At 42.2% G+C, this 23,392-nt stretch carries 18 protein-coding genes and 1 pseudogene; 13 read left to right on the top strand and 6 right to left on the bottom strand.

Features of this window, described 5'->3' with window-relative positions; genetic code table 11:
- Positions 1-9 precede the first annotated feature (9 nt).
- Together V7K35_RS03110 and V7K35_RS03115 are read right to left on the bottom strand one after the other, a co-directional pair.
- Positions 10-891, bottom strand: coding sequence for an Rpn family recombination-promoting nuclease/putative transposase (locus V7K35_RS03110; protein WP_335076307.1), 882 nt, complete (start codon positions 889-891; stop codon positions 10-12).
- Positions 892-1,170: 279 nt separating this feature from the next.
- Positions 1,171-4,980 (bottom strand): CheR family methyltransferase, encoded by a 3,810-nt coding sequence (locus V7K35_RS03115; protein WP_335076308.1) that lies wholly within the window; start codon positions 4,978-4,980, stop codon positions 1,171-1,173.
- Positions 4,981-5,326: 346 nt separating this feature from the next.
- Here V7K35_RS03115 and V7K35_RS03120 point away from each other — a divergent pair, with 346 nt between their 5' ends.
- Entirely contained in the window at positions 5,327-6,367 is a 1,041-nt protein-coding gene (locus tag V7K35_RS03120; protein ID WP_335076310.1) for a chemotaxis protein CheB, read from the top strand.
- A gap of 82 nt (positions 6,368-6,449) precedes the next feature.
- Complete coding sequence (locus V7K35_RS03125; RefSeq protein ID WP_335076312.1) at positions 6,450-6,572, top strand: hypothetical protein; 123 nt, start codon at positions 6,450-6,452, stop codon at positions 6,570-6,572.
- Positions 6,573-7,154: 582 nt separating this feature from the next.
- Here the strand turns inward: V7K35_RS03125 and V7K35_RS03130 are convergent.
- The gene (locus V7K35_RS03130; protein WP_335076314.1) at positions 7,155-7,994 is read right to left on the bottom strand and encodes an Rpn family recombination-promoting nuclease/putative transposase; all 840 of its coding nucleotides are present in this window, start codon (positions 7,992-7,994) and stop codon (positions 7,155-7,157) included.
- Positions 7,995-8,500: 506 nt separating this feature from the next.
- Between V7K35_RS03130 and V7K35_RS03135 the strand changes: the two genes are divergently transcribed.
- The 11 genes and pseudogenes from V7K35_RS03135 to V7K35_RS03180 all read left to right on the top strand — a co-directional run bounded on the left by V7K35_RS03135 (position 8,501) and on the right by V7K35_RS03180 (position 19,465).
- Positions 8,501-9,232, top strand: coding sequence for an ABC transporter ATP-binding protein (locus tag V7K35_RS03135; protein WP_335076316.1), 732 nt, complete (start codon positions 8,501-8,503; stop codon positions 9,230-9,232).
- 33 nt (positions 9,233-9,265) lie between these two features.
- A complete protein-coding gene (locus V7K35_RS03140; protein WP_335076317.1) occupies positions 9,266-9,829 on the top strand; it encodes a Uma2 family endonuclease in 564 nt (187 codons plus the stop codon).
- Between the two features lie 80 nt (positions 9,830-9,909).
- Entirely contained in the window at positions 9,910-10,194 is a 285-nt protein-coding gene (locus tag V7K35_RS03145) for an endonuclease NucS domain-containing protein (RefSeq protein WP_335076319.1), read from the top strand.
- A gap of 240 nt (positions 10,195-10,434) precedes the next feature.
- The gene (locus V7K35_RS03150; RefSeq protein WP_335076321.1) at positions 10,435-11,082 is read left to right on the top strand and encodes a histidine phosphatase family protein; all 648 of its coding nucleotides are present in this window, start codon (positions 10,435-10,437) and stop codon (positions 11,080-11,082) included.
- An 84-nt stretch (positions 11,083-11,166) separates the two neighbouring features.
- Positions 11,167-12,189: a glucokinase gene (locus V7K35_RS03155; RefSeq protein ID WP_335076323.1), complete on the top strand. Its 1,023-nt coding sequence runs from the start codon at positions 11,167-11,169 to the stop codon at positions 12,187-12,189.
- Between the two features lie 45 nt (positions 12,190-12,234).
- A complete protein-coding gene (locus V7K35_RS03160) occupies positions 12,235-12,837 on the top strand; it encodes a hypothetical protein (RefSeq protein ID WP_335076325.1) in 603 nt (200 codons plus the stop codon).
- A 672-nt stretch (positions 12,838-13,509) separates the two neighbouring features.
- A pseudogene (locus V7K35_RS03165) lies at positions 13,510-13,901 on the top strand (fasciclin domain-containing protein).
- Between the two features lie 1,152 nt (positions 13,902-15,053).
- Positions 15,054-17,363: an NACHT domain-containing protein gene (locus V7K35_RS03170; RefSeq protein ID WP_335076327.1), complete on the top strand. Its 2,310-nt coding sequence runs from the start codon at positions 15,054-15,056 to the stop codon at positions 17,361-17,363.
- Positions 17,364-17,821: 458 nt separating this feature from the next.
- A complete protein-coding gene (locus tag V7K35_RS03175) occupies positions 17,822-18,406 on the top strand; it encodes an RrF2 family transcriptional regulator (RefSeq protein WP_335076329.1) in 585 nt (194 codons plus the stop codon).
- Positions 18,407-18,422: 16 nt separating this feature from the next.
- On the top strand, positions 18,423-18,494 hold the full coding sequence (locus V7K35_RS29590) for a hypothetical protein (RefSeq protein ID WP_442939677.1): 72 nt from the start codon (positions 18,423-18,425) through the stop codon (positions 18,492-18,494).
- 515 nt (positions 18,495-19,009) lie between these two features.
- Positions 19,010-19,465, top strand: coding sequence for a response regulator (locus V7K35_RS03180; protein WP_335076331.1), 456 nt, complete (start codon positions 19,010-19,012; stop codon positions 19,463-19,465).
- 138 nt (positions 19,466-19,603) lie between these two features.
- Here the strand turns inward: V7K35_RS03180 and V7K35_RS03185 are convergent, their stop codons facing one another.
- The 3 genes from V7K35_RS03185 to V7K35_RS03195 form a co-directional block, all read right to left on the bottom strand.
- Positions 19,604-20,821, bottom strand: coding sequence for an ABC transporter permease (locus V7K35_RS03185; RefSeq protein WP_335076333.1), 1,218 nt, complete (start codon positions 20,819-20,821; stop codon positions 19,604-19,606).
- Positions 20,822-20,955: 134 nt separating this feature from the next.
- Positions 20,956-22,419 (bottom strand): efflux RND transporter periplasmic adaptor subunit, encoded by a 1,464-nt coding sequence (locus tag V7K35_RS03190; RefSeq protein ID WP_335076335.1) that lies wholly within the window; start codon positions 22,417-22,419, stop codon positions 20,956-20,958.
- A gap of 560 nt (positions 22,420-22,979) precedes the next feature.
- Complete coding sequence (locus V7K35_RS03195) at positions 22,980-23,294, bottom strand: hypothetical protein (protein ID WP_335076337.1); 315 nt, start codon at positions 23,292-23,294, stop codon at positions 22,980-22,982.
- Positions 23,295-23,392 lie beyond the last annotated feature (98 nt).

Genomic DNA, 23,392 nt, shown 5'->3' on the forward strand with positions numbered 1-23,392 from the left:
TGTCTCAAATTACAAAACCTGTTGCAATTCCTCAATATTATTTGCAGTTACAACGTTCCGTAAAATTGTCTTCAAACGCTCTAGATCATTAATTTGGTTGATTTGTGGCATTAACTGTAACCCGTTATCACCGAATTTCAACTCTAAATTAATTTCAATACTAGAAAGTATTCCTCGCAGTTCTCCGCGTGCTTCTCCGCGTGCTTCCCCGCGTGCTTCTCCGCGTGCTTCTCCTTCGCGTAAAATTTCCTGATACCAAGGCGACTCATGTAATACAGTCATATCCCACCTCATGATTTCTTGAATTAGGGCACTCTCTAAAACAAACGTAGCAAAAAAAGCTAAGACTGTTTCCAGTTGATTCAGTTGTTCATCAGCACGGAGAATTTGCAATGCTTCTCTAATAGTAGATTCATTTTCACCACCTTTAAGAATAGGTACAAACGGCAGTAAGGAAGGTAAAGGTTGTTCAAAAGCAATGTTAACATCGACTTCCCACAAGTTAATTACCCGATAATCTTGTATTGCCCGTAATCCTGCAAGATTTGATGTAAAGCTTGTGGGTATTTGGTTGTTACCAGTTTTAAGAATGTTGATGAGAACGGGGTATGTTGGTAAGTTATATTTTTCTTCCGCAAGTGCAGCGTATGCACGCATCCGACGTGGCATTTTGGATTGATAGCGTAATTGCAATTCGTTGAGAACCAGAAATTCTCCGTGTTGGGGACTTGTGACACGGATTAATACATCACTTTCTCGGCTAATCCACTGAAATTCACTGGTGAGAATTTCCCCAGCAACGAGATTTGGAATTTGCGTTACCCATCTTACCCAGTTGTCGGGTGCAAGACTGATTAATTTTTTGGTACTGACATCGGCAGGTTTTGCCATCGGGGTGTAGATGCTCTCAAGAAGTGAGATTTATCGTAACTTGAAGTGTGGTATTACATCTAAAGAATATTTATTAAATAAGCTTTTAGCTGCTTTGTTCATCCGCAATTTTGGTAACGGCTAGTGATGGGGTTGTGCGATTCTCCTTTGGAGACGCTACGCGATCGCCTGCTATAGCAACAGCCAAGGTGGTTAGGACATTAACAGATGATAAAACTTAGACACAAAAAGGCTTTTCACCCAGTCCCCAGTCCCTTGCTATATCATTGAGCCAATTATCTAAGCTCGTCCTACTAGGTGTGCAACGAACAACGCTAATTGATCTGGCTCGACAGGTTTAGCAACGTGCATTTGAAACCCAGCCTCAATGCTCAGTTGTTGTTCTGACTCACTTACATAGGCAGTCAGCACAATGGCTGGAATTTGCCCTCCGGCTTCTGCACTGAGCGATCGCACTTGCCGAATCAACCAGTAGCCATCTAACTCTGGCATTCCCAGATCACAAATTAGCAGATCGTACCGACTGGGGTTTTTACTTAGAACCGCTAAAGCAACTCTTGCAGATGCCACAGTCAGCACTTGGGCCCCGTACTCTTCCAGCACAAATTTAACTATGTCACGGGCATCGACTTGATCGTCAACCGCTAAAATCTGCAAACCCGACAATGAGGGGACAGGATCGCTCGAACGATCTGGGGCGACTTCTAACGCAGTCGGCTCTAAATCGCTCGACAGTGTAAACTCCCCTTGTAGACCCCTTTTTGGCAGCCTAACGGTGAACGTTGCTCCTTGTCCTGAACCTGGACTGTCTGCCTGAATCGTGCCACCATGCAGTTCAACCAAATACTGCGCGATCGATAGCCCCAGTCCCAGCCCTGGCTTCGCTTTCGTGGTGCTGGAATCTCCTTGACGAAATCGCTCAAAAATATACGGCAACAAGTCTGCCGAAATTCCTTGTCCTGTATCACTGACTTGAATTTGAGCGTGAGTTCTGTCAGACACGAGGCTAATTTCGACTTGTCCACCTTCGGGCGTAAATTTGATCGCATTCGATAAAAGATTATACAGGACTTGCTGTAAGCGATCGCCATCACCGACGATCATCTCAGAATTCAAGTTTGAAACGATTTGAATATTTTTTACTTCGGCTGATAATTGCACTGTCTCGATCGCGGCTTCCACTACTAAAAGCAGATCGAGCGGACGGGTGCTGAGATTGAGCTTACCGTTGACAATTCCAGAGGTATCTAAAATATCATTAATTAACTGAGATTGCGCTTTTGCACTCCGCTCAATGATTTCTAAAGCACTAGTAACCTTGGCTTGATCGAGTCCGCGGGTGCGTAGCATTTGTGTCCAGCCCAGCATGATGTTTAGGGGATTGCGGAGTTCATGTGAGAGGTTCGAGAGGAATTCATCTTTGGCTCGGTTAGCTGTTTCTGCCTGCTGACGAGCTAACTCTAAAGTGGCGGTATGGCGTTTAAGCGCGTCAATATCCATGAAAACCATTGTCACCCCATCAATCCGGTTTTCTGTCGTGCGATAGGGGCGAATGCGGAGGGTATACCAATAGCCTGCTTGGGTTTGAATCTCCTGTTCAATGGTATTAAGTGTCTCCAGCACCTCTAATATCATCGATTCTAGGTTGGGAACGTCAAAATTGGTGCGGAGGTCGCTAAAAGGTCGCCCGACATCGGCAAGGATAAAATTGAAGAGTCGCTGGGCTGCGGGCGTAAAGCGGTAAATAATTAAATCATTGGTCAGTATGAGAATCGGAATACTGATGCTGTCAATAAAATTATTCAGATCGCTATTGTCTCGGTTTTGGCGCAAGTTGCGGTTGCGAAGTTCGTCGTTGGTCGTAGAGAGTTCTTCGTTGGTGGCTTGAATCTCTTCTTTAGCCGTTTGGAGTTCTTCATTTGTGCTTTGCAACTCCTCGTTGCTCGACAGAATTTCTTCGTTTGCCACTCGCAGGCTTTGGTTGAGATAATTGTGTTCTTGAATCACCACTTGCAGATGCGCTTGAACTGAGAATTCGCGTTGCGTCGCAGCTGCTAGCGCCTGCCGTAGCTGAATAATTTCACGGTCTGAGCTTTCGTTTTCTGATTCTTGGCTTTGAGCAGTAGCGGAGCTTGGTTGAACCGCAGGTAAAGCCGCTTCAAAAATCAGCAGGAAATAGAGAGGGTTCGGCGTAGCGGTCGCGGGTTTGAATGGAATCACTTCCAGATTCAGCAGGGTCGAGCGCTCACCCGCTTCAATGCGAATTTGCTCTTGTCGAACTGAAAGGTTTTGGGTTTGGGCTTGATAAATTGCCGTTTGCAGCGCAACAGTCAATCCTTCTCTTGCCATCAGCAGCAAATTTAAGTTGGTTGTGTCAGCAGCCAACTTCAGGTAGGGATCGGCGTCTCCTCGCACTTGCAAAATCTGCATTTGGTCATCGATTACGACAGATACAGGCGCGTAGCGATTTGAGATTATTTGCTCGACTTCTCGCGCTAAATCAAAATTAGCAGCGATGGTTTTAGTTCTTGGCTGCCGCTCAACGTTCATGGTGCGGTAAGAACTGGTCGTGAACGAAAACAAAGGACGGGTCAAGCTCAATTTTCTTGCATAGATTTTGAAGGTCTCGTGGACAGGCTTAAACAGGTCTGAAGAGTTTTTGACGCTTTCTGAACTACCCAACATTAAAAAGCCACTCAAGTTGAGACTGTAGTTAAACAGGGACATAATGTATTCCTGCAACGAATCTGATAAGTAAATCAGCACGTTGCGACAGCTAATCAAGTCGAGATTCGAGAATGGCGGGTCGCTCCCCAAATTATGCCGAGCAAAGACGCACAGTTCGCGAACAGTGCTGCTAACTTGATAGCCACCGCTTGCCAATGGCACAAAAAAGCGGTTGCGGCGCTGCGGTGAAATTCCTTGTAACTGAGCGTCTAAATAAAAACCTAAGCGAGCTTTGCTGATCGCAGCTTCGCTGATGTCTGTGGCAAATATCTGAATTAAAGGGAGGCTGGCGCGATCGCTAAAAAACTCTAATAGGCAAATAGCAATCGTATAAACTTCTTCACCCGTTGAACATCCCGCTACCCAAATCCGAATCGGATTGTCTGCTGATTTTTTTTGACTAATGCTAGGAAAAACGTGGGTTTTCAAATATTCAAAGGCTTCTGGCTCACGGAAGAAACTGGTGACGTGGATCAGGATTTCTTCATACAGCGCTTGCACTTCATTAGGATGCGCTTGCAGGTACTGAGCATAGTCTTCCAGGTTTTGTAACTTGTACAACAGCATCCGTCGCTGTAGTCGTCGATCCAGTGTTGTCGGTTTGTAGAGGGTAAAGTCAACGCCAGTTGTCGTCCGCAGGAGCGAAAAAATGGTGGTCAAAGCATCACCTGGTTGAGGCGGTTGTTTGATCACCGTTAGCGGCTTTGGGTGAAACAAAAAGGGACTACGACTAAGCTCTGCCAGTTTTTCAGCAATGGCTTCAGGCGGCAGCACAAAATCAACGTTTCCGGTAGCAACGGCAGTATTCGGCATATTCTCAAATCTAGCCGTGCTTTGGCACTGAGCAAAGGTGACGCCTCCTGCAATCTTGACAGCTTTGAGTCCTTGCGCCCCGTCTCCATCAGTACCCGATAGAACGATAGCGATCGCTTTGTTGCCCTGCTGTGCTGCCAATGAATAGAAAAACGTATCTCCTGGCATATATTTTCCAAAAGTTTTCTGGCGGGGAGCCAAATGCAGCATTCCATTGTTTAGCGTCATCTGAGCGTTAGGTGGAATGACGTAAATTTTGTTTGGCTCGATGATCATCTGGTCTTCCGCTTCACACACAACCATTTCCGTCACTCTACCCAGAATTTCGGACAGCAGGCTTTCGTAGTCCGGGGATAAATGCTGAATCAGCACAAATGCCATACCTGTATCTGTAGTTAGGTGGCTGATTAGCTCTGTAAATGCTTCTAGTCCACCCGCTGAAGCAGCAATGCCGACCACAGGAAAAAGGGCATCGGGTTGACTTGGGTCAGATGCAATAGAAGTATTCAATTTATCTGAATTATCTGGTGCAGGTGAGTTAGAAGTCATAGAAAGGAACGGTTGAAGAAGAATTCAGAAGTCAGAATTCATGAGTCAGGGATTCAATCCGATTATTCATCCGCTAGTCATACAGAAAACATTGCTGAATTCTGACGACTGACGCCTCTATTCTGTTTGATAAATACGTATACAAAATTATTTATACTTAGTTCGGCTGGGTGTAGTTAAATTTAATTAAACTCATTCCTCTGCTAGTTGCATATTTTAAACCATAACAGTAAGTTAAGGTTTACTACCTTAATTGAATAACTAACGGCTCAATGCCATCCACAAGCAAAGAAAATTTGTCGGCGGTAAATTTTTTTTGTGTGACTAGCAGTGAACAAAGAAATTTATGCCTGGACACGACATCATCGTTATTGGAACTTCAGCGGGTGGACTTAGAGCGCTGAGTACCATTATTAGTGCTTTGCCTGCCGACATTGATGCTGTCTTGTTGATCGTTCAACACTTGGCAGCAGACAAACCCAGTCTTCTGCCGGAGATTTTTGAAAGCCTAAGCTCTCTTTCCACATCCCACCCCAAGGATGGTGAGAAAATTCAAAAAGGACACATTTACATTGCTCCGCCAGATCATCATTTGTTAGTCAGCCAAGAACATCTCCGGGTGGTGCGTGGCCCTCACGAGAACAAATTTCGACCCGCAATTGATGCGTTATTTCGTTCCGCCGCGATTACTTATGGCCCCAGGGTTGTGGGTGTAATTCTCACTGGCTACCTGGATGATGGCACAGTCGGTTTACAAGCGGTTAAAAAGCGGGGCGGAGTTGCCATAGTGCAAGACCCACAGGAGGCACAATACCCCAGTATGGCAAAGAGTGCATTACAGTTTGTCGAGGTCGATTACTGCCTAACATTAGCAGAAATCCCAAACCTGCTAGTCCGTTTAACTAAGGAACCAGTAGCAGAAGAAAAAGCTTATCCAATACCAAAAGAAATGGAGATCGAGTCAAACATTGCTCTACAGCAAATGAATACTAAAGAGTTTTTAGAGAATGTAGAAGAGATTGGGACTCGCACGACTTATACTTGTCCTCAATGTCATGGTAATATTTGGCAAATTAAGGACTCGAAGCCGCTGCGATTTCGCTGCCATACCGGGCATTCTTTTACTGCCAATGTCTTATTGAGTGAACAAACTGAGAATATTGAAAATGCTTTGTGGTCGGCTGTTCGAGCTTTAGAGGAAAAGGTAACATTTTCGCGTCAAATGGCTCAACAAATGAAAAGTTACAATTTGCACAAAGCATACATGAAATATGAAGATTATGCGCGTAACTTAGACAAAGAGGTATCAATTATTCGCGGATTAATCCTCAACGGCTTTGCCACAAATCGAGACATTGTAGAGTCAACTCAAGAACAGCAGGAGTAAGCAGAGACTGCTCTTGTTGTGATAGCACCTCCTTTGATATCAGTCGTCATTAGTGCTAGTGCTGACAAGACGCAAACAACCAGTGAACAGGCAAATTTCAAACAAAACGCGATGGCAGCTTAAGCGCCCGCCTGATTGCGATCGCCCTACAGCCCTTTGGGCATCCTACGGCAGGCGTTGGCAAAGCGATCGCTTTCGTGTTTAATAAAACCAAATTTGCGAAGTTCCTATATTAGACCTCTTGCATAAGTCGAATAGACCCCCTTTATCCCCGCTTATAAAAAGGGAAAACTTGAAATCTTGCCCCCTCCCCTTTATAAGGGGAGGGTTGGGGAGGGGTAATTCAAGGATTTTTGCAAGAGGTCTATTGAATTCGGACAGTCGTTTATTGAATTCGGGCAGTCGTTTATTGAATTCGGGCAGTCGTTTATTGAATTCGGGCAGTCGTTTATTGAATTCGGGCAGGCGTTTATTGAATTCGGGCAGGCGTTTATTGAATTCGGGCAGTCGTTTATTGAATTCGGGTAGCCACAAAAGGCTTACACACCCTTCAACGTGCTTTTCAGCGACTCGTTTAGTACTACCGTATTTTACCGTATTCGGTTACTTGACAGAAAAACGCATGGAGCGAGCAAAAACCACTTGCGGGAGTTACTGAAATAACAGTAACAAATTTGGATGCTAACACCATCCGGGTAACGGTAATTGGTGAAGCAAATTCCCTTGAAGATTTGAATAATTTAGACAGATAATAATTGTGAAAAATCTAAAGGCGATCGCTGTTTGCTCAAATAGACAAAATACTCACAAATTCGTCTAAAGAACTTACAGCGATCGCGCTATCCATTAAAGTTTCTAATTGATCGACATTCTTGCCCTCAAGCCTTATTTCTGCCTCATGGGAAATTTCACCAAAGCGTTGTTCCAATACGCGGATTAGCTGCCGTCGCGCACCCTCTTGAATACCTCTTTGCTCAATTTCATGATACCAAGGCGATTCTCGCAATACTGCCATATCCCACCTCATGATTTCTTCCACTAAAGGCGTGTCTAAAACAAAGCTAGCAAAAAATGCCAGCAATGATTCTAACTCGTTCAACTCTGCATCTGCTCGTAGCGCCTGTAGTGCGCGTTGCACAACTGCTATCTCTCCTCCTCCTCGCAGGATTGGCACAAAGGGTAACAAGGATGGTAGTGGTTGCTGAAATACTATCTCAGCATCGATTTCCCACAAATTAATCACGTGATAATCTTGGATGGCACGTAATCCCAAAAATTCCTGCTCGTAGCTATTGACAATAGTTAAGGTGGATGGAGGCGGTAAAATGTTGATCAGTACTGGGTAAGTTGGTAGTCGGTAGCGCTGTTGTGCTAAGGCAGCATTGACTCTCATCCGTAGAGGCATCTGGGCTGTGTAACGCAATTGTAGTTCGTTAAGTACCAAAAAATCCCCGTGGGTAGTGCTGTATGCCTTCACCAACACATCTGTTTCGTGGCTAATCCACTGAAACTCAGAGCCGAGAATTTCTTTCGCCACAACTTCAGGACGCTGTGTCACCCACTGTACCCATGCATCAGGAGCTAAATTAATTAGTCGCTTGCTACCAATATCTGCTGCTTTTGTCACAAGACACTTGATATGCTTATCAGTAATTAATGGTATATCACAATGATTGCAGTATTCTGACGTTATTTTTTAAGTTGAAGCAATGACTATAACGGAAGCATCTCAATGAGTGGAAAAACACGCCTGTCTTGGCAAATAGAATTCGCGCGTCAGTTGCTTCTTCTAAGGGAGACGCTGCGCCAAGCTTGCTTTTGAGTAGGGGTACAAGTCGGAGAACCGCAAAGGCACACTGGCTTGGCTATATGAGACTTTACCTACCTCTGTGGGTTTCAAATTCTTGGAGTTTGCGTAGGCGGACGAAAGTTTACGTAGCTGCGATTTTTAATCGCCAGGTATATTTGCAAAGGTGAGATGCTCCCGACTACAACAGGCTATGACGCTCGAACGCAAGAGGGTGTCGCAGACAAGACTCACTAACGCTTCCCTATCGGCGGCGCACTGTTTGAGTAAATGTATGATTGATGTATGTTAGGTTTTGAATCAACATTTCTGGATATAAACCGCCAATGAACGCCGATATTAAACCTAATTATACAATTCTAGAAGTTCAAGAACTTGATGTTAATTATGGCGGTATTCAAGCTCTTAAAAAAATTAATTTAATTATTAAAAAAGGTGAGGTAGTGACTCTAATTGGTGCTAATGGTGCTGGTAAAACTACTACACTCCGCACCATATCTAAAATAGTTAATCCTAAGAGTGGTGTGATTATCTATAATGGACATAATATTACCCGCCGACAAACTCATGAAGTTGTACAACTTGGTATTGCTCACTGTCCAGAAGGACGCAGAGTATTAGCACGGCAAACAGTGTTTGATAACTTACTTTTGGGTGCTTATATTCGTTCTAATAAAACAGAGATAAAAGCAGATATTCAGCATCAATTTGAGCTATTTCCGCGATTGTCACAAAGACGTGATCAACTAGCAGGAACCCTTAGCGGTGGTGAACAACAAATGTTAGCGATCGCTCGGGCTGTAATGAGTAAACCACAACTCTTACTTTTAGACGAGCCTAGCTTAGGTTTAGCACCTGCGATCGTCCGGGAAATCTTCTCTATTATTGAAAATCTCCGGGCTACAGGCGTTACTATTCTGTTAGTTGAACAAAACGCTAATCTTGCTCTCCAAATTGCCGATCGCGGTTATGTTCTAGAAGCTGGTTCTATAACTTTAACAGGCGCAGCATCAGAATTAATTAGTAATGAGCAAGTTAAAAAAGCTTATTTAGGGTGATTAATTAAATGAAAACTAGGGAGGTACAAGCGTATGGTAAAATCACCAATTAAATCCTTAACTTTAGAAGAATTTTTGAAACTACCAGAAACGAAGCCTAGCTCAGAATACATCAACAGTCAAATTATTCAAAAGCCAATGCCACAGGGAAAACATAGTATTCTTCAAGGTGAACTAGTCAGTAATATCAATTCTGTAGCTAAACCTCAAAGAGTTGCCCTTGCATTCCCAGAATTGCGATGTACTTTTGGCGGACGTTCAATTGTGCCAGATGTAGCTGTGTTTGCTTGGGAACGGATTCCCATAGATGAACGTGGAGATGTGGTGAATGTCTTCAAAACACATCCAGACTGGACAATTGAGATTCTTTCGCCAGATCAGAGCCAGACTAAAGTAACCGGAAATATTTTACATTGTCTAAAGCATGGTAGTCGCTTCGGTTGGCTGATTGATCCAGATGAGCGTTCTGTTTTAGTCTATCCACCAAAGCAGCAACCTGAACTTTTACAAGAAGAACAAGAAATATTACCAGTTCCAGATTTAGTTAGCGGCTTTCAGTTAACTGTAGGGCAACTATTTGGATGGTTGAAGTTATAAACAATTGTATAAATTCATATCTGGCTTTGGGAATACTAAAGGTAGTAATTTACTGAAGTCAGAGTCAGATAATGGATTTCGTGAATTTAATAAAGAGGGGTAATAGTTGGAAATTTGCGACTGAAGCTGATTTAGAAGATTTCGTCTGGGCGAATTTAAAGGAACTTTTCGGATTAATTCCGCTAAAGCGACAATATTATATTAAAGGTCAAATTTGTGATGTTTTAGCATTGAGGGAAAATAAACAGTTAGTTGTATTGGAATTGAAAAATGCTGAAGATAGATATATTGTTCAGCAGCTAACTCGATATTATGACGCTTTATTAGTTGAGGTAGCTTTAGAAAAATGGCGAAAAAGGCTATAGCCGAAGTATCACTATTGCAATCTTAAATATTTCAGTAGATTACTATAGTCGATATTGCTTTAAATAGTTACCTAAAAAAGCTTTAATAAAAGCTACATTGATAGGAATGATAATTTTTCCTCATAACTATTATTATTAAAAAATATTACAATTTTTATCATATATTAATATTTATAGCCCTCCTTGCAGATATCTATATTTGTTTAGCGGCGAATTCTATTCACCGGAATAATTAAACCCATGAGTCAAATAGTCTGGATAGCAAGACACGCTAACCGCCTCGACTTTGTAAACCCTGATTGGTTTCTCACCGCCGAACGACGCTACGATCCACCTTTGTCTGATGATGGTATGGTGCAGGCACAACAGTTAGCTAAACGATTTAGAAGAGAAAATATTTCCCATATTTTCGCTTCTCCTTTCCTGCGAACCGTACAAACGGCAAACGCAGTTGCAGAAGTGCTTAACTTATCGATCAAATTGGAAACAGGCTTGAGTGAATGGCTAAATCCAGTTTGGATGACAGAAGAACCCGAAAGACTCTCAACTCCAGCATTAGCAGAGTTATTCCCCAGGATTGACACCAGCTATACTTCGCGCATCGCCGCCAATTATCCTGAAACTCGCGAAAAAGTGCGAGAACGTTCTGGACAAACTGCTAGATGTTTAGCTACTGAATTCCTCCCAGAAAATATCCTGCTAGTAGCACATGGTGCATCAGTGTTGGGGGGAGCAATGGGGCTAGTAGGGGAAATTGCCATAACAGAAGTTAAAGCTTCTTTATGTTCCCTGGTAAAAGTGGTACGCGAAGATCCAGAATGGTTATTAGAACTAAAGGGAGATACTTCCCACTTAACCCACATAGAAGAAGTTATTCGATTTGCTTAAATCTCTGATCGGGATTTGCGTTCATGGCTTCTGCGAGATTGGCTATATCCTACAAAAAAAGTAATTAATTCACGAATAAATTCTATGACTTTGTTACTAGCAGGAGACATCGGCGGTACGAAAACTATTCTGCGATTGGTTGAAACATCAGACTCACCAAGTTCAGATCCTATTTATCAGGAAAGCTTCCACAGTGGCGATTTTCCCGATTTAGTACCGATAGTGCAGAAGTTTTTGGTTAACGCTAATACAGCTATACCACAAAAGGCTTGTTTTGCGATCGCAGGTCCCATTGTCAAAAATACTGCCAAGCTGACCAATTTAGCCTGGTTTTTGGATACCGAACGTCTAGAACAAGAATTGGGTATCCCACAAATTTCTTTGATTAACGACTTTGCCGCCGTTGGCTATGGCATTTTAGGTTTACAAAAACAAGACTTGCTGACATTGCAGGTTGGCAAATCTCAACCCGAAGCCCCGATTGCCATTATTGGTGCTGGTACCGGCTTAGGACAAGGATTTTTAATTAGGCAGGGAAACAACTATCAAGTCTTCTCCTCAGAAGGTGGACACACTGATTTTGCTCCCCGAAACGAGATCGAGTTTCAATTGTTAAAATACCTGCTGAATAAACATGATATCCAACGCATTTCTGTAGAACGCGTAGTTTCGGGAATGGGAATTGTCTCAATTTACCAATTTTTGCGCGATCGCAAAGTTGCCCACGAATCACCAGACATCGCCCAAATCGTCAGAACTTGGGAACAACAAGCAGGACAAGAAGAGAAAATTGATGCTGGTGCTGTCATTGGTACAGCTGCACTAGAAAAACGCGATCGCCTCTGTGAACAAACTTTGCAATTATTTATAGAGGCTTATGGTGCAGAAGCCGGAAATCTTGCCCTTAAACTCTTACCTTACGGTGGCTTATACGTCGCTGGTGGAATTGCACCCAAAATCCTGCCCTTAATCCAAGACAGCAGTTTCTTATTAAATTTCACCCAAAAAGGCAGGATGCGCCGTCTCCTTGAAGAAATACCCGTGTATATTATCCTCAACCCGCAAGTGGGACTAATTGGTGCTGCTTTACGTGCTGCTGGGTTATAACAGCTAGCATCATCAGTAATATCAGCATCTCGAAAGGCAAAAAATATGACAGTTAAAAGTCTGTTGCCATTAATCGCCGCCACCTTTGTCTGTGGTGGATCTATTCTGGTGGAAGCACGTCAACTCAAACCTCCGGCGGCTGTTATCAAACCAACCGTTTCTCAACCCACACAGCCACAATGGAAGTTATTCACCGCTCCAGATGGGCGCTTTTCTATTCTGATGCCGGGAAGCCCCAACAGAAATACTCAATCGCAAAAAACTTACATGGGGGAAATTACCTTAGAAATATTTGTCGCTCAACCACCAAAACAGCAAGTAGCATATCTAGTTGCTTACAATGATTTTCCTTATAGTTACGGTCAAATGGCTGACCCCCAAGCTCTACTTAATAATGCACGGGATATGGCTTTAAAGACTACGAAAAGTAATTTAATTAGTCAACGAAATATTCGTAGTTCCAATAATCATCCTGGCAAAGAAATTGAGTACATCAATTCTGGAGGGAAAATCACTAAAAGTAGAATGTATGTTGCCGAAGGAAGACTATATCAAGTAATGGCAATAACTACAAAAAAACAGCAGAAGACATTAGCTAAAACTATTACAGGATATTTAAATTCCTTCCATTTAGTTTTGAAAAAGTGAAATAACTTATTGAACCTCACACGACTCAAAGTCGCGTGATTCCTGCTTCAACGATCTCTGCCTGTAGTAATTCAGGACTTACAATTTTAAATAAAAGATTTTTTGGTTCATGCCCCGCCCCGGATAACTCTTAGAGACGCTAACGCGGGCGGAACAAATCCAAAATTCTCAATTTTATTATTCGGCTTGCCCCATACCCAATCTTGCCTGAGTCAGTCACTGAGCGACTTGCCTTGATGGAACCGAAGCCGAAAAAAGCCGAAGTAGTCAATCCAAAATCGTTCGACTGAGCGTAGCCCTACCACTTCTCTACGAGACGCTCCGCGAACGTGGAAGCAAGCTACGCGTAGCGTTCCGCAGGAAAGTCCAAAATTGATTGACTCCTAAATAGGACTTACGCACACTCTACGAACTCTTGGCGTTCTTGGCACGGCAGTTGCTTCAAGTCGGCAGAGCCGCCCAACGCACTGCCTCGTCTTGGCGGTTCGACAAATTAAGCTTTTGGGCGATTTTTGCGTAAGTCCTACTAAATTCTGCTGTATTTTAATTATTTCAATTTTTTAGCTCAGATTATACAACTTATACACTACTCAACCGCTTGCTCAAACATGATTTCTAACACTAGGATGTCATCCTAAAAATCATTACCTATCATAAAACCAAGTCAAATAAATGGCTAATACTACTGATACCGCCGTTACTGCTGGTTCTTTTAGCACCCTAGTTGATGCAATCAAGGCTGCCAATCTGATAGATACTCTCAAAGGTGTTGACTCGTTTATCGCCTCTGCATCCACAAATGAAGCTTTTGCAAAGCTTCCAGCAGATACTGTAGAAACATTGCTTAAGAATATTGATAAGCTCCAGCAACTCCTGACGTATCACATTGTTTCTGGCAAGGTGATGCCCATAAAGTCGATTGAAGGTTCAAGTTTAAAAACTGACCCTTTCTATAATGTCAATGTTGATTATGACTCACAGCCTCAAAACCCGATGCTGCTGATGATAACGGTGTCATCTACATCATTATTGATTCCTGGGTCAACAAACGTATAGATAGCTAATAAGGTATGTGGACTTGAAACTATTTATAGTAGACCTCTTAAATAAATGCTTAAATTGTCATGTTGAGCGGAGTGAAACAGAATACTAAAATTTTTCTCTTGACTGCGTTCCGCTCAGAATGACATTCCTGATTTTTTAACTTTTGCAAGAGGTCTAGTCACTACCTTACGTTTGTCTAAGTATATGTTAGTAAATACTTTAGACAGCGATATGATTATTGTGCAAATGGGTCTGAGAGGATGTTTTAAAAGTCATGATTGATGTATCAAATATTTTTTACCCTACCCTAACCCTCACCGATATATTGGGGAGGGAACCGGATTTTCTTATTTCCCCCCTTTATAAGGGGGGATTAAGGGGGGTAATAATTCGATTAAAATCACAGTTAACCACTTTTCAAACAACCTCTGAGGAGTCAATACAACATCAGTTAAATTGCTTTAAAAATTCAAGATTTTCAGATGGAATCTTTATTAAGGAATCTAACTAATCTGAGTATTGGTTGCAGTCAAGGTTTTATATCTACAGAAATCAATCCAGTTATGCTCAAGAGGCATACTTGCCTTTGCTGTTCTAACACTTTACTCCGCTATATGCGTTTAAAAAGACTTTATTGGCGTTGTAGCCACTGTAATCAGCAAATGCCAGTTTAGAAAATGCAACCGGAACAGCTAGAGATTGATCTGATGATGCTAGCTACTTTAGCCCTTTTGTATTATTTTCATCAAATAAAAATCGTTCGTGATCGATGTAAAGAAACATTTGTATTTCTTAGGAGAGCGTTAGTTAAACTTGCTTGCGATCGCATCTGTGTCTATTAGCAAACTTACTCATCTAACACTCAACAATAAACTACAGTAACCTAGAAGCTTATTTAATGCAACTATAATTTATGAGCAAGCAAATAGCTGTTAAGTAACCATTCAATATCTACTTAGGTATTACAGATAAGTGTTTGAGTTCATATATTGGCAAAAGATTGAAATGTATATAATGTTTAATTTTGTCACAAAAGTTGAAAGTTTTTAGAGTAGACTCCAGTGTTGTGTATAACTTTAAGCGAGTAAAATTGTGTTAATACAAAAAAACTATAAAGTTGCAGATATTAATAAAAGTTAAAGTTCATGATTTGACGTTCAAGGTGTTGTCCTATGGTCAAGCGATCGCTCCAAGCATCACTCACCGGGATTCAAGAGGCTAAAAAAGCATTTGCTCGCAAGTGGTGGACACAAGACAATCTAGCAGCGGAAATCAACCTCAAGACTAGACAACCAATTTGGCGGTTTTTTAGTGGTCGTCCGGTTGAGCGTCATACTTTTATTGAAATTTGTTTGGTATTAGAACTGAATTGGCGGGAGATTGCTACTAATCCTCCGGCAGAATTCTTGGAACTAGAAGAATACACCCAGTCTCCTGTCCTAGATATTGATATATTAGTGCAACAAGTGCGATCGCAACGCTTTGACAAAATTCAAGATCAGTGTGGTATTTTGCAGTTATTGGATATCAGCCATCCTGTTGCGATCGATGACATATATATTGATGTGAATATTTTGGAGGAAATTGAAAGCCTTCAGTGGTTAGATATATCGGAACTACAAAAGTTTAATTCAGAAGAATTTGATCGCTTTGGCTTAGGTGAGATTGACCGAAAACAAATACCTGGTATACGGGCAGTGGAAACCTACCACAAGCTCAGGGTGTTAGGCAAACCTGGGGTAGGTAAAACTACTTTTTTGCAACATCTCGCTATTCAGTGTAACCAAGGTGCATTTGCGGCGAATCAAGTTCCAATCTTCATCACACTGAGAAATTTTGCTGAAGAGTCTAAAGTCACCAACTTCAGCCTATTAAAATACATCCACCAGGAGTTTCTCACATCTAGAATTTCAGATCCGTCAGTCATAGAAACCTTGCTTAATACAGGCAGAGTCTTACTGTTGCTTGATGGCATGGATGAAGTTCTTAACCAACAGAGCAATCCTATCTTAAGCGAAATTCGGAGGTTTTCAGATAGGTATCACAAAAATCAGTTTGTGGCAAGCTGTCGAACAGCAACTCAAAGACTTAGACTCCGAGGCTTTACTGATGTTGAGATTGCGCCATTTACCTCAGAACAAATCCGAGCCTTTGCTGAAAAATGGTTTGTGGCCTTTAGCAAGACGAATATTCAAGATGGTCAGGTGCAGTCTATTGAGTTTATTCAGAAGCTGAACTTACCTGAAAACTGGCAATTTCGCCAACTCGTCATCACACCCCTATTTCTGCATCTTGCCTGTTTGGTGTTCCACGGTCAAGAAAAATTTCCGACTAAGCGGACTGAATTTTATAAACAAGGGCTGGATCTTCTATTGGGCAAATGGGATGAAGTTAGAGGTATTGAACGGGATGATGTTTACCGAGGGTTTTTATTACCACAAAAGCTCAAGTTGTTAAGTCAGATTGCAGCAGCGACATTTGAGAAAGGTCAGTACTTTTTTGAGCAACGCCTCGTTGAGCAATACATTAGTGAGTATATTCAGAATTTGACCAACGTGCGAATGGATGCAGAGGAACTGCAAATAGAAAGCGAAGCGGTACTGAAAGCGATCGAGGCTCAACATGGGCTACTGGTAGAACGGGCGCGGGGAATTTTTTCCTTCTCCTATCTGGCGTTTCAAGAATATTTCACAGCCAGAAAAATCGTTGCCAGCCATAACCTACAGGCATTTGAGCAAGCTCTGGAAGGTCTGGTCAGTCATATCACCGACCCACACTGGCGCGAAATCTTCTTGTTAACCGCTACCATGCTTCGGAGTGCAGACTCTCTGGTACAGTTGATGAAAAAACAGATTGATACACTGGTTGCCCAAGACTCTTATTTACAAGAGTTTTTGACGTGGGCTAGCCAAAAATCCCGCAGTATTGCCACTGAACAAAAAAATGCAACAATTCGAGCATTTTACCTTGCCTTGAGTCGGACTCCTCACATAGCTCCTCACTTTGCCCTAGCTAGCAGCCTCGACCAAGGGATGTTTCTGGATGCGGCATTAGATGACCTGCTGGTAGATTGTGCAATTGATGGGAGCCAGGACTTTGCCCACATCCACGCCTGTGGAGATGCTTTATCGAGCATTCTGGGCATTGTTTTGGATGTTGGACTCTATAAATCCCTGCAACAACTCTCTAACCAATTTCCAAATTCTCATCAAAATCAAAAACGGTTTGAGCTATGGTGGCAGACGAACTATTCAACCTGGTCTAAAAAGTTAAACTTAACGATCATTAATTATCGCAACATTAACAACCAGTGGCAGTTTAGCCATGAACAACAGCAAGTGCTACAACACTACTACGATGCCAATCAGTTACTACTCGATTGCTTGCATAGCAATTGTGAAGTGACGCCTGCTATCAGACAGGAAATTGAAGTCACCTTATTGTTGCCGAGCAAGGAACTTGAAGACAGGGAATGGCAATAATTTAGTTGGTTAATTCCTCAAATTGGGTTAGGTTGCAAAAATGGTCTTGACTACGTTTTGTGTCGTAGTTAATCAACTCATTCGGGAAATCAAACGATACCAACTGATAGTGCTGAAATCAAGTACTTATTTCCTGTACTTCAGGTAGTATATATGGACATATTGGCCGCTCTCAACCACCACCTTTCTGGCTCTCTAGTACTCCACAGAGATTTGGGCTTGCTATTAATTACCGAAATATATTCTTATAGCTTCGAGCAGGTGAGGGTAAGGATGAAATGCGGGAGAGAAGTTAATATACAGCTTAAGTTTCTGAGCGAGATTGAGCAAAGATCAGAACGAAAATAGAAATAGGACTGAAAAGACTTGATTTTTTATTTGAAGTTCGATAAAACTAGACTGTCAAAAATTTTTGGATATCAGGTTGCAGTATTTGAGCAGCTAATGTTTGCTCTAAAATGATGGAAATTTCTTCTAAATTTAGATATACCTTGCTGGCTTTGCTAGAACTAGCTAAACAGCACGAACAGGGAAAATTATTGCCAATTGAACAGATTGCATTTGTTCAGCAAATACCAGAGCATTATTTAGAGCAAATTTTGATGCTCCTACGGCGTTCTGGTTTAGTCTATAGTCGGCGGGGAGTCGAGGGGGGTTATTTACTGAGCAACCCACCAGAACAAATCACACTGTTGGAGATTCTGAATTGTCTGGAAGGAGTTAATAGTCAACAACAGTGTATAGATGCCTCTCAAACTATAGGGAATATTCTCATCCAGCAAATTTGGCAGGAAGCAATGTCCTCTGCAATGACAGTTTTTGAGGGCTATACGTTACGAGATATATGCTATCAACAACAACAAATGCAACGCTCCGATTCTATATTACGCAAAAATTGCCAACTTCGCTTAATTTATCGAACCGCCAAGACGAGGCAGTGCGTTGGGCGGCTCTGCCGACTTGAAGCAACTGCCGTGCCAAGAGCGCCGAGAATTCGTAGAGTGTGCGTAAGTCCTATAAATAGCTGGAAAAGTAACTCTTGAAAAAGCTTATAAGCAAATTGAGGCGCTTTATAAACAGTTGGACAAGAGCAAAAATACACTAAATATTGGTACAAATAAAGGCATTTAGACTACAACCTCACAACAGCCAATCTCAGCATTGTCTCTTAAACATCCCGACAAGACAGCACAACCGCAGATGTCACTAGGTTTTAAGGCAATGGATTTTCTTACTGAGGGGTGTTTGATATCAAACTTGAATTTTGTTACACACAGATAATCAGTAAAAGGCGATTGCGTGCCGCACTGCCCGTTGCGGTAAAAGTAGCCAAATCACATTTTCACGCCACCCATCGTCTGTGACATCTCCCTGACTGAATTGGAGTACCAATTTCAGTAAATTTTACTCAGACTAGGTTTTGGGTTGCTAAATTGGTCTATTATTACGTTTTGTGTCGTAATCAATCAAATAAATGAGAAAATAAAACAACGCTTTGTGATATTAGAAGAAGAGAACTTTTCATTTAATTTCTTGCAAAAATCCTTCTTTTGGTAGTTTTCTCTGAGCCTACCCTGCTGCTGACACTTAAGACTAAAGATTTTTCAGCCCACTTTGCACTTGAATCCCTAATTGCAGGTCTTGTTATGAATTCAATCAATGGCTTTTGCTTGAGAGTTGGGATACTCAAAGGTGTACAAGTACTCGTTGTAGACAACGATCGCGATAGTAGAGATTTGTACACGTTTTTACTCACAGACCTGAGTGCAACTGTGATTACCGCTGGTTCGGTAAAAGAAGCCTTAGAAATCCTGAATTGGTTCACGCCCAACATCATTGTCACTGAAATTAGATTTTTAGGTGAAAGTATTTATACATTGCTAAATAGATTGAATGCTATGAAAGCAGACAATGGCAACCGTATCCCAATCATTGTGACTTCAACATCTACCACAGGTACTCATGACCAAATTCCAGATGTAGAGTTTGATGAATATTTACTTAAACCATTTGACCTTGAGAAATTTGTTTCCATGATTAGGAATCTAGTACAGGAAGTTGTGGTGGAAAATTTTGGCTCCGATGTACTAATTTTACACTAGTAACCCAAGTTGCTAGTTATCGGGGAATGCGATCGCCTTAGACATAGGAGTAAAAACTTTTATAGAGACGTTACATGTAACGTCTCTACAAGGGTTTCAGATAACGCATCCTTAATTGGAGATGTCTAATCCCCATCACTAAGCACTTCTTAACGCCACAATCGGGTCGAGTTTAGCAGCGCGACGTGCAGGAACAACGCCAAAGAATAAACCAATACCACCAGAAACACCAACTGCCATAATAATCGCTGTTGGAGAAAGTGCGGCTTCTAAGGGAGTTAAGGCTGCCACTAATAGAATGCCACCGACACCAACCGCAGTCCCAACTAAACCGCCAGCTGCTGAAACTATTACTGCCTCAATGATAAACTGTAGCAAAATATCTTGCTCAGTTGCGCCGATCGCTTTTCTCAATCCGATTTCTTGGGTGCGTTCGGTGACGGAGACAAGCATAATATTCATGATGCCAATGCCGCCGACAAACAGCGATATACTTGCGATCGCTGCTAACATAATTGTCAATGCACCTGTGATTTGACCGACAGTTTGCAAAGCATCTTTTTGAGAGCGAAGAGTAAAGTCATCTTCACCATTAATTTTGTGCCGGAGGCGCAGCAAATTAGTAATTTGAAATTCTGCTGCATCCACACTCTCTGAATCACGAGCGGCAGCCACGAGATAATCTAAAGCAATACCATAAGGAGAATTCTTTCCCACAAGTCGGTTTGCTGAGGTTGTAATCGGTATTACCGCAGCATTATCATAATCTGCTCCGACGCTGGAACCTTTGGCTATTAACGTCCCAATCACTTGAAAGCTGGTATTTCCAACTCGCAATTGCTGACCGATAGCGTTACTATTACCGAATAGTTTTTCTGCCAAGTCTCCACCTAGCACAACGACTTGGTTACTTCGCTTGATGTCTACCTCGCTAAAAAACCTACCTTTAGCAGTTTCAAAATCCCGCACCGACAGAAAACTGGGAGTTGTGCCAATAATGTTGACATCAGTGTTTCTGTTGCGGTATGTAATTACTTGTCTTGTATTTAATTCGGGAGAAACTCCTACTACAGTTGGTACTTGAGAGGCGATCGCTTCGGCATCTTGCAACACGAGAGTTTTTGGCACTTCAAAGGAGATCCGCTGAGTTTCTCGATTACCCGGGAGGATAAACAGCACATTTGGCCCTAATGACTCCAGCTGTTTATTCACGTACTTTTGCCCACCTTCGCCAATGCCAATCATGGCAATCACTGAGGCGTTGCCAATAACTATACCCAGCATGGTGAGGGCACTACGCAGCTTATTTGACAGCAGGGTTTTACCCGCCATCTTAAGACTTTCTAAGGGGTTCATACTAATTTGTAATTCGTAATATTTCGGCTGCGCTCAATACAAGTTCCTAATTCGTAATTAAAGTTTCAAAAATCTTGTAATTAGAGGTTTTCTATGCGTTAACCTGTTGAAACAATATATTCTTGCTAAGGGAATTATTTATTATTTTGTTCCTTAGCCTTTTCGATTTTGTAGTCTTTGGGTGGGTTGACAAAAATGCGATCGCCTTCTTTAACTCCCTCTAAAATCTGAGTTTGGTCTTGGATTTGTGCCCCAACTGTAATTTCGCGGAACTGGGGTTTATTTTTTGCATCTGGTACAAGTACGCCAGTTTTACCCTTTTCGGTGACGATTGACACCGTTGGTAACACCAAGGCATTATTAACGCGATCGCCTACAAAAGTCAGATCGACATTTAAGCCAGAACGCAGTTTATCTGTGCCAGTATCGAGAGTAACCCGCACCTGGAAGGATGTCACACCTTGTTCTATCACTGCTTCTGGAGCAATCAGGCGCACATGACCTTTAAAAACTTGATCGGGATAAGCATCGGCGACAATTTCCACCTGCTGTCCCTGTTTAATTCTGCCAAGATCGGCTTCGGGAACTTGAGCTAATACTTCTAAACCGCGTGCTACGGCGACAATTGAACTAGAAGTTGCCGACGCACTAGCAGAAGCAGAAGTTGTGGGTGTGACAAACGCGCCTGGATCGGAATACTTTTGCGTCACAATTCCCGAAAGAGGAGCGCGAATAATTGTATCTTCTAACTGCACTTGCACACCCTTCAATTGAGCCTCAGCAGCCGCAACAGCTGCTTGGCGCTGGACAACTTCCTCAGGACGGGTGCCATCTTGCAACAGTACCAATGCAGCCCGTGCTTCAGTAACAGCTGCTTGGCGTTGGTCGATTTCCTCAGTGCGAGTGCCAGTTTGGACTAACGAGAATCGTTTTTTAGCTTCTTCTAGACTGGCTTTAGCACTTTTGTCTTCACTGATGGCTTGATCGAGTAATTGTTTATTCTCTGCTCCCTGCTCGTATAAGTATTGATAACGCTTTACCTGTCCACTGGTGTAATTCGCCTTTGCTTGAGCCGCATCCACTTGGGATTGAGATTGAGCAATTTCTTGGGGACGATTACCAGCCCTAGCTGCGGCTAGCTGGGCTTGAGCTTGTGCTAACCGCGCCTTTGCTTGAGCGATTTCTTGAGGACGACTACCAGCAACGGCTTCGGCTAGTTGTGCTTGACTTTGGGCTAAATTAGCACGGTACTGGCTTCTTTGAGCCTCAATGCTGGCACTATCCATCCGAGCGAGAATTTGCCCTTGTTGAATGCGATCGCCTTGTTGTACATATAATTGCGATAGCACTCCAGGGTTCTTCGGACTAATATTTACGCTCTGAACTGGCACGATTTTACCACTAGCTGTAATCCTCAAGGTGACGTTTTTCGCTGCCACTGGGACAGTTAATTGAGCAATGTCTTCTTTTGTCCCTTGATTTACCAGGGTGTAGGTTGTGATACCAACAACCAAGGCACTCCCTGCTATCAGCCCCATCAGCCAGCGGAATGGATACTTAAGTTTGCCAAAATCAGGAATTTGTATGTGCGTAGCCATATCTAGAAGCCTATAAATCTTGCTTTATGGGAGTAGCCTGTATATTAAAGGACAAGTGCAGGAATGCGGAGTTGTTAAAATTTTTGGATTAAATCTTTAATTAGTAAACTAACAACTAGACGCATAATTAGCTTCATGTTGCTTAATCTTACTTCATAATAGGTATTATATGTCTGTATGTCTTCACCTAAATGGGTGACTTTTACCACATTGTCAGGTCAAATGCCAGCAGACGGACTATAAGTGAGGTTGCACTTAATTTTCTACCCAGGCTTCAGCCTTATGTCGTTACCCGTATCTTTTTAATCTGTGGGTTCGTTGCCAACCCGTAGCTTGCTTTTAATTGCCACATTTTTGGCGATCGCCACTATTGCACCAAAGAAGCCACAATACTTAGGATGCTAGCTTGCAGTATTGAAGCATAATGCTTGACGTAGACGCAAAGCGGAAGACTCCGAAACTCTGGACTTGTCGTCAAACCGATCACCATAACTAGTTACTTCATCGAAAAAATAAATAAAATCGAATTCAATAAGCAAAATACTTAAATGAGAAAGCATTTAGTTCAAATGCTTTCTCAAAATGCCTGATTGCTTTCTGATTTCGGTAGATTCAGCAAGCGAAAAGGCATATTGCTTTCTTAAAATGCCTGATTGCTTTCTGATTTCGGTAGATTCAGCAAGCAAAAAGGTATATTCCTTTCTTAAAATGCCTGATTGCTTTCTGATTTCGATAGATTCAGCAAGCAAAAAGGTATATTGCTTTCTCAAAATGCCTGATTGCTTTCTAATTTCGGTAGATCGCGCACTCATGTTGGTGTTTTGGGCAAGCAAAAAGGCATATTGCTTTCTCAATTCACCTGTTTGCTGACTCATATCAGTAATTTCAAATTTGAAACTGTTCAATCTCAAATCTGTCTTGGAAAGTTCTGTTTGCCCTTGCACCACTGTTAAACCAATGAAGCCACAATTCG

The organism is Nostoc sp., assembly GCF_036917275.1.
Lineage (GTDB): Bacteria > Cyanobacteriota > Cyanobacteriia > Cyanobacteriales > Nostocaceae > Nostoc.

What these genes read in the sequence shown, in the direction of transcription:
- V7K35_RS03160 (WP_335076325.1), top strand. Translation starts at nt 12,235, where the DNA reads ATGACAGTTAAAAGTCTGTTGCCATTAATCGCCGCCACCTTTGTCTGT.
- V7K35_RS03190 (WP_335076335.1), bottom strand. Translation starts at nt 22,419, where the DNA reads ATGGCTACGCACATACAAATTCCTGATTTTGGCAAACTTAAGTATCCA.
- V7K35_RS03135 (WP_335076316.1), top strand. Translation starts at nt 8,501, where the DNA reads ATGAACGCCGATATTAAACCTAATTATACAATTCTAGAAGTTCAAGAA.
- V7K35_RS03175 (WP_335076329.1), top strand. Translation starts at nt 17,822, where the DNA reads ATGATGGAAATTTCTTCTAAATTTAGATATACCTTGCTGGCTTTGCTA.
- V7K35_RS03115 (WP_335076308.1), bottom strand. Translation starts at nt 4,980, where the DNA reads ATGACTTCTAACTCACCTGCACCAGATAATTCAGATAAATTGAATACT.
- V7K35_RS03180 (WP_335076331.1), top strand. Translation starts at nt 19,010, where the DNA reads ATGAATTCAATCAATGGCTTTTGCTTGAGAGTTGGGATACTCAAAGGT.
- V7K35_RS03155 (WP_335076323.1), top strand. Translation starts at nt 11,167, where the DNA reads ATGACTTTGTTACTAGCAGGAGACATCGGCGGTACGAAAACTATTCTG.
- V7K35_RS03150 (WP_335076321.1), top strand. Translation starts at nt 10,435, where the DNA reads ATGAGTCAAATAGTCTGGATAGCAAGACACGCTAACCGCCTCGACTTT.
- V7K35_RS03120 (WP_335076310.1), top strand. Translation starts at nt 5,327, where the DNA reads ATGCCTGGACACGACATCATCGTTATTGGAACTTCAGCGGGTGGACTT.
- V7K35_RS03185 (WP_335076333.1), bottom strand. Translation starts at nt 20,821, where the DNA reads ATGAACCCCTTAGAAAGTCTTAAGATGGCGGGTAAAACCCTGCTGTCA.
- V7K35_RS03170 (WP_335076327.1), top strand. Translation starts at nt 15,054, where the DNA reads ATGGTCAAGCGATCGCTCCAAGCATCACTCACCGGGATTCAAGAGGCT.
- V7K35_RS03140 (WP_335076317.1), top strand. Translation starts at nt 9,266, where the DNA reads ATGGTAAAATCACCAATTAAATCCTTAACTTTAGAAGAATTTTTGAAA.
- V7K35_RS03195 (WP_335076337.1), bottom strand. Translation starts at nt 23,294, where the DNA reads ATGAGTCAGCAAACAGGTGAATTGAGAAAGCAATATGCCTTTTTGCTT.
- V7K35_RS03110 (WP_335076307.1), bottom strand. Translation starts at nt 891, where the DNA reads ATGGCAAAACCTGCCGATGTCAGTACCAAAAAATTAATCAGTCTTGCA.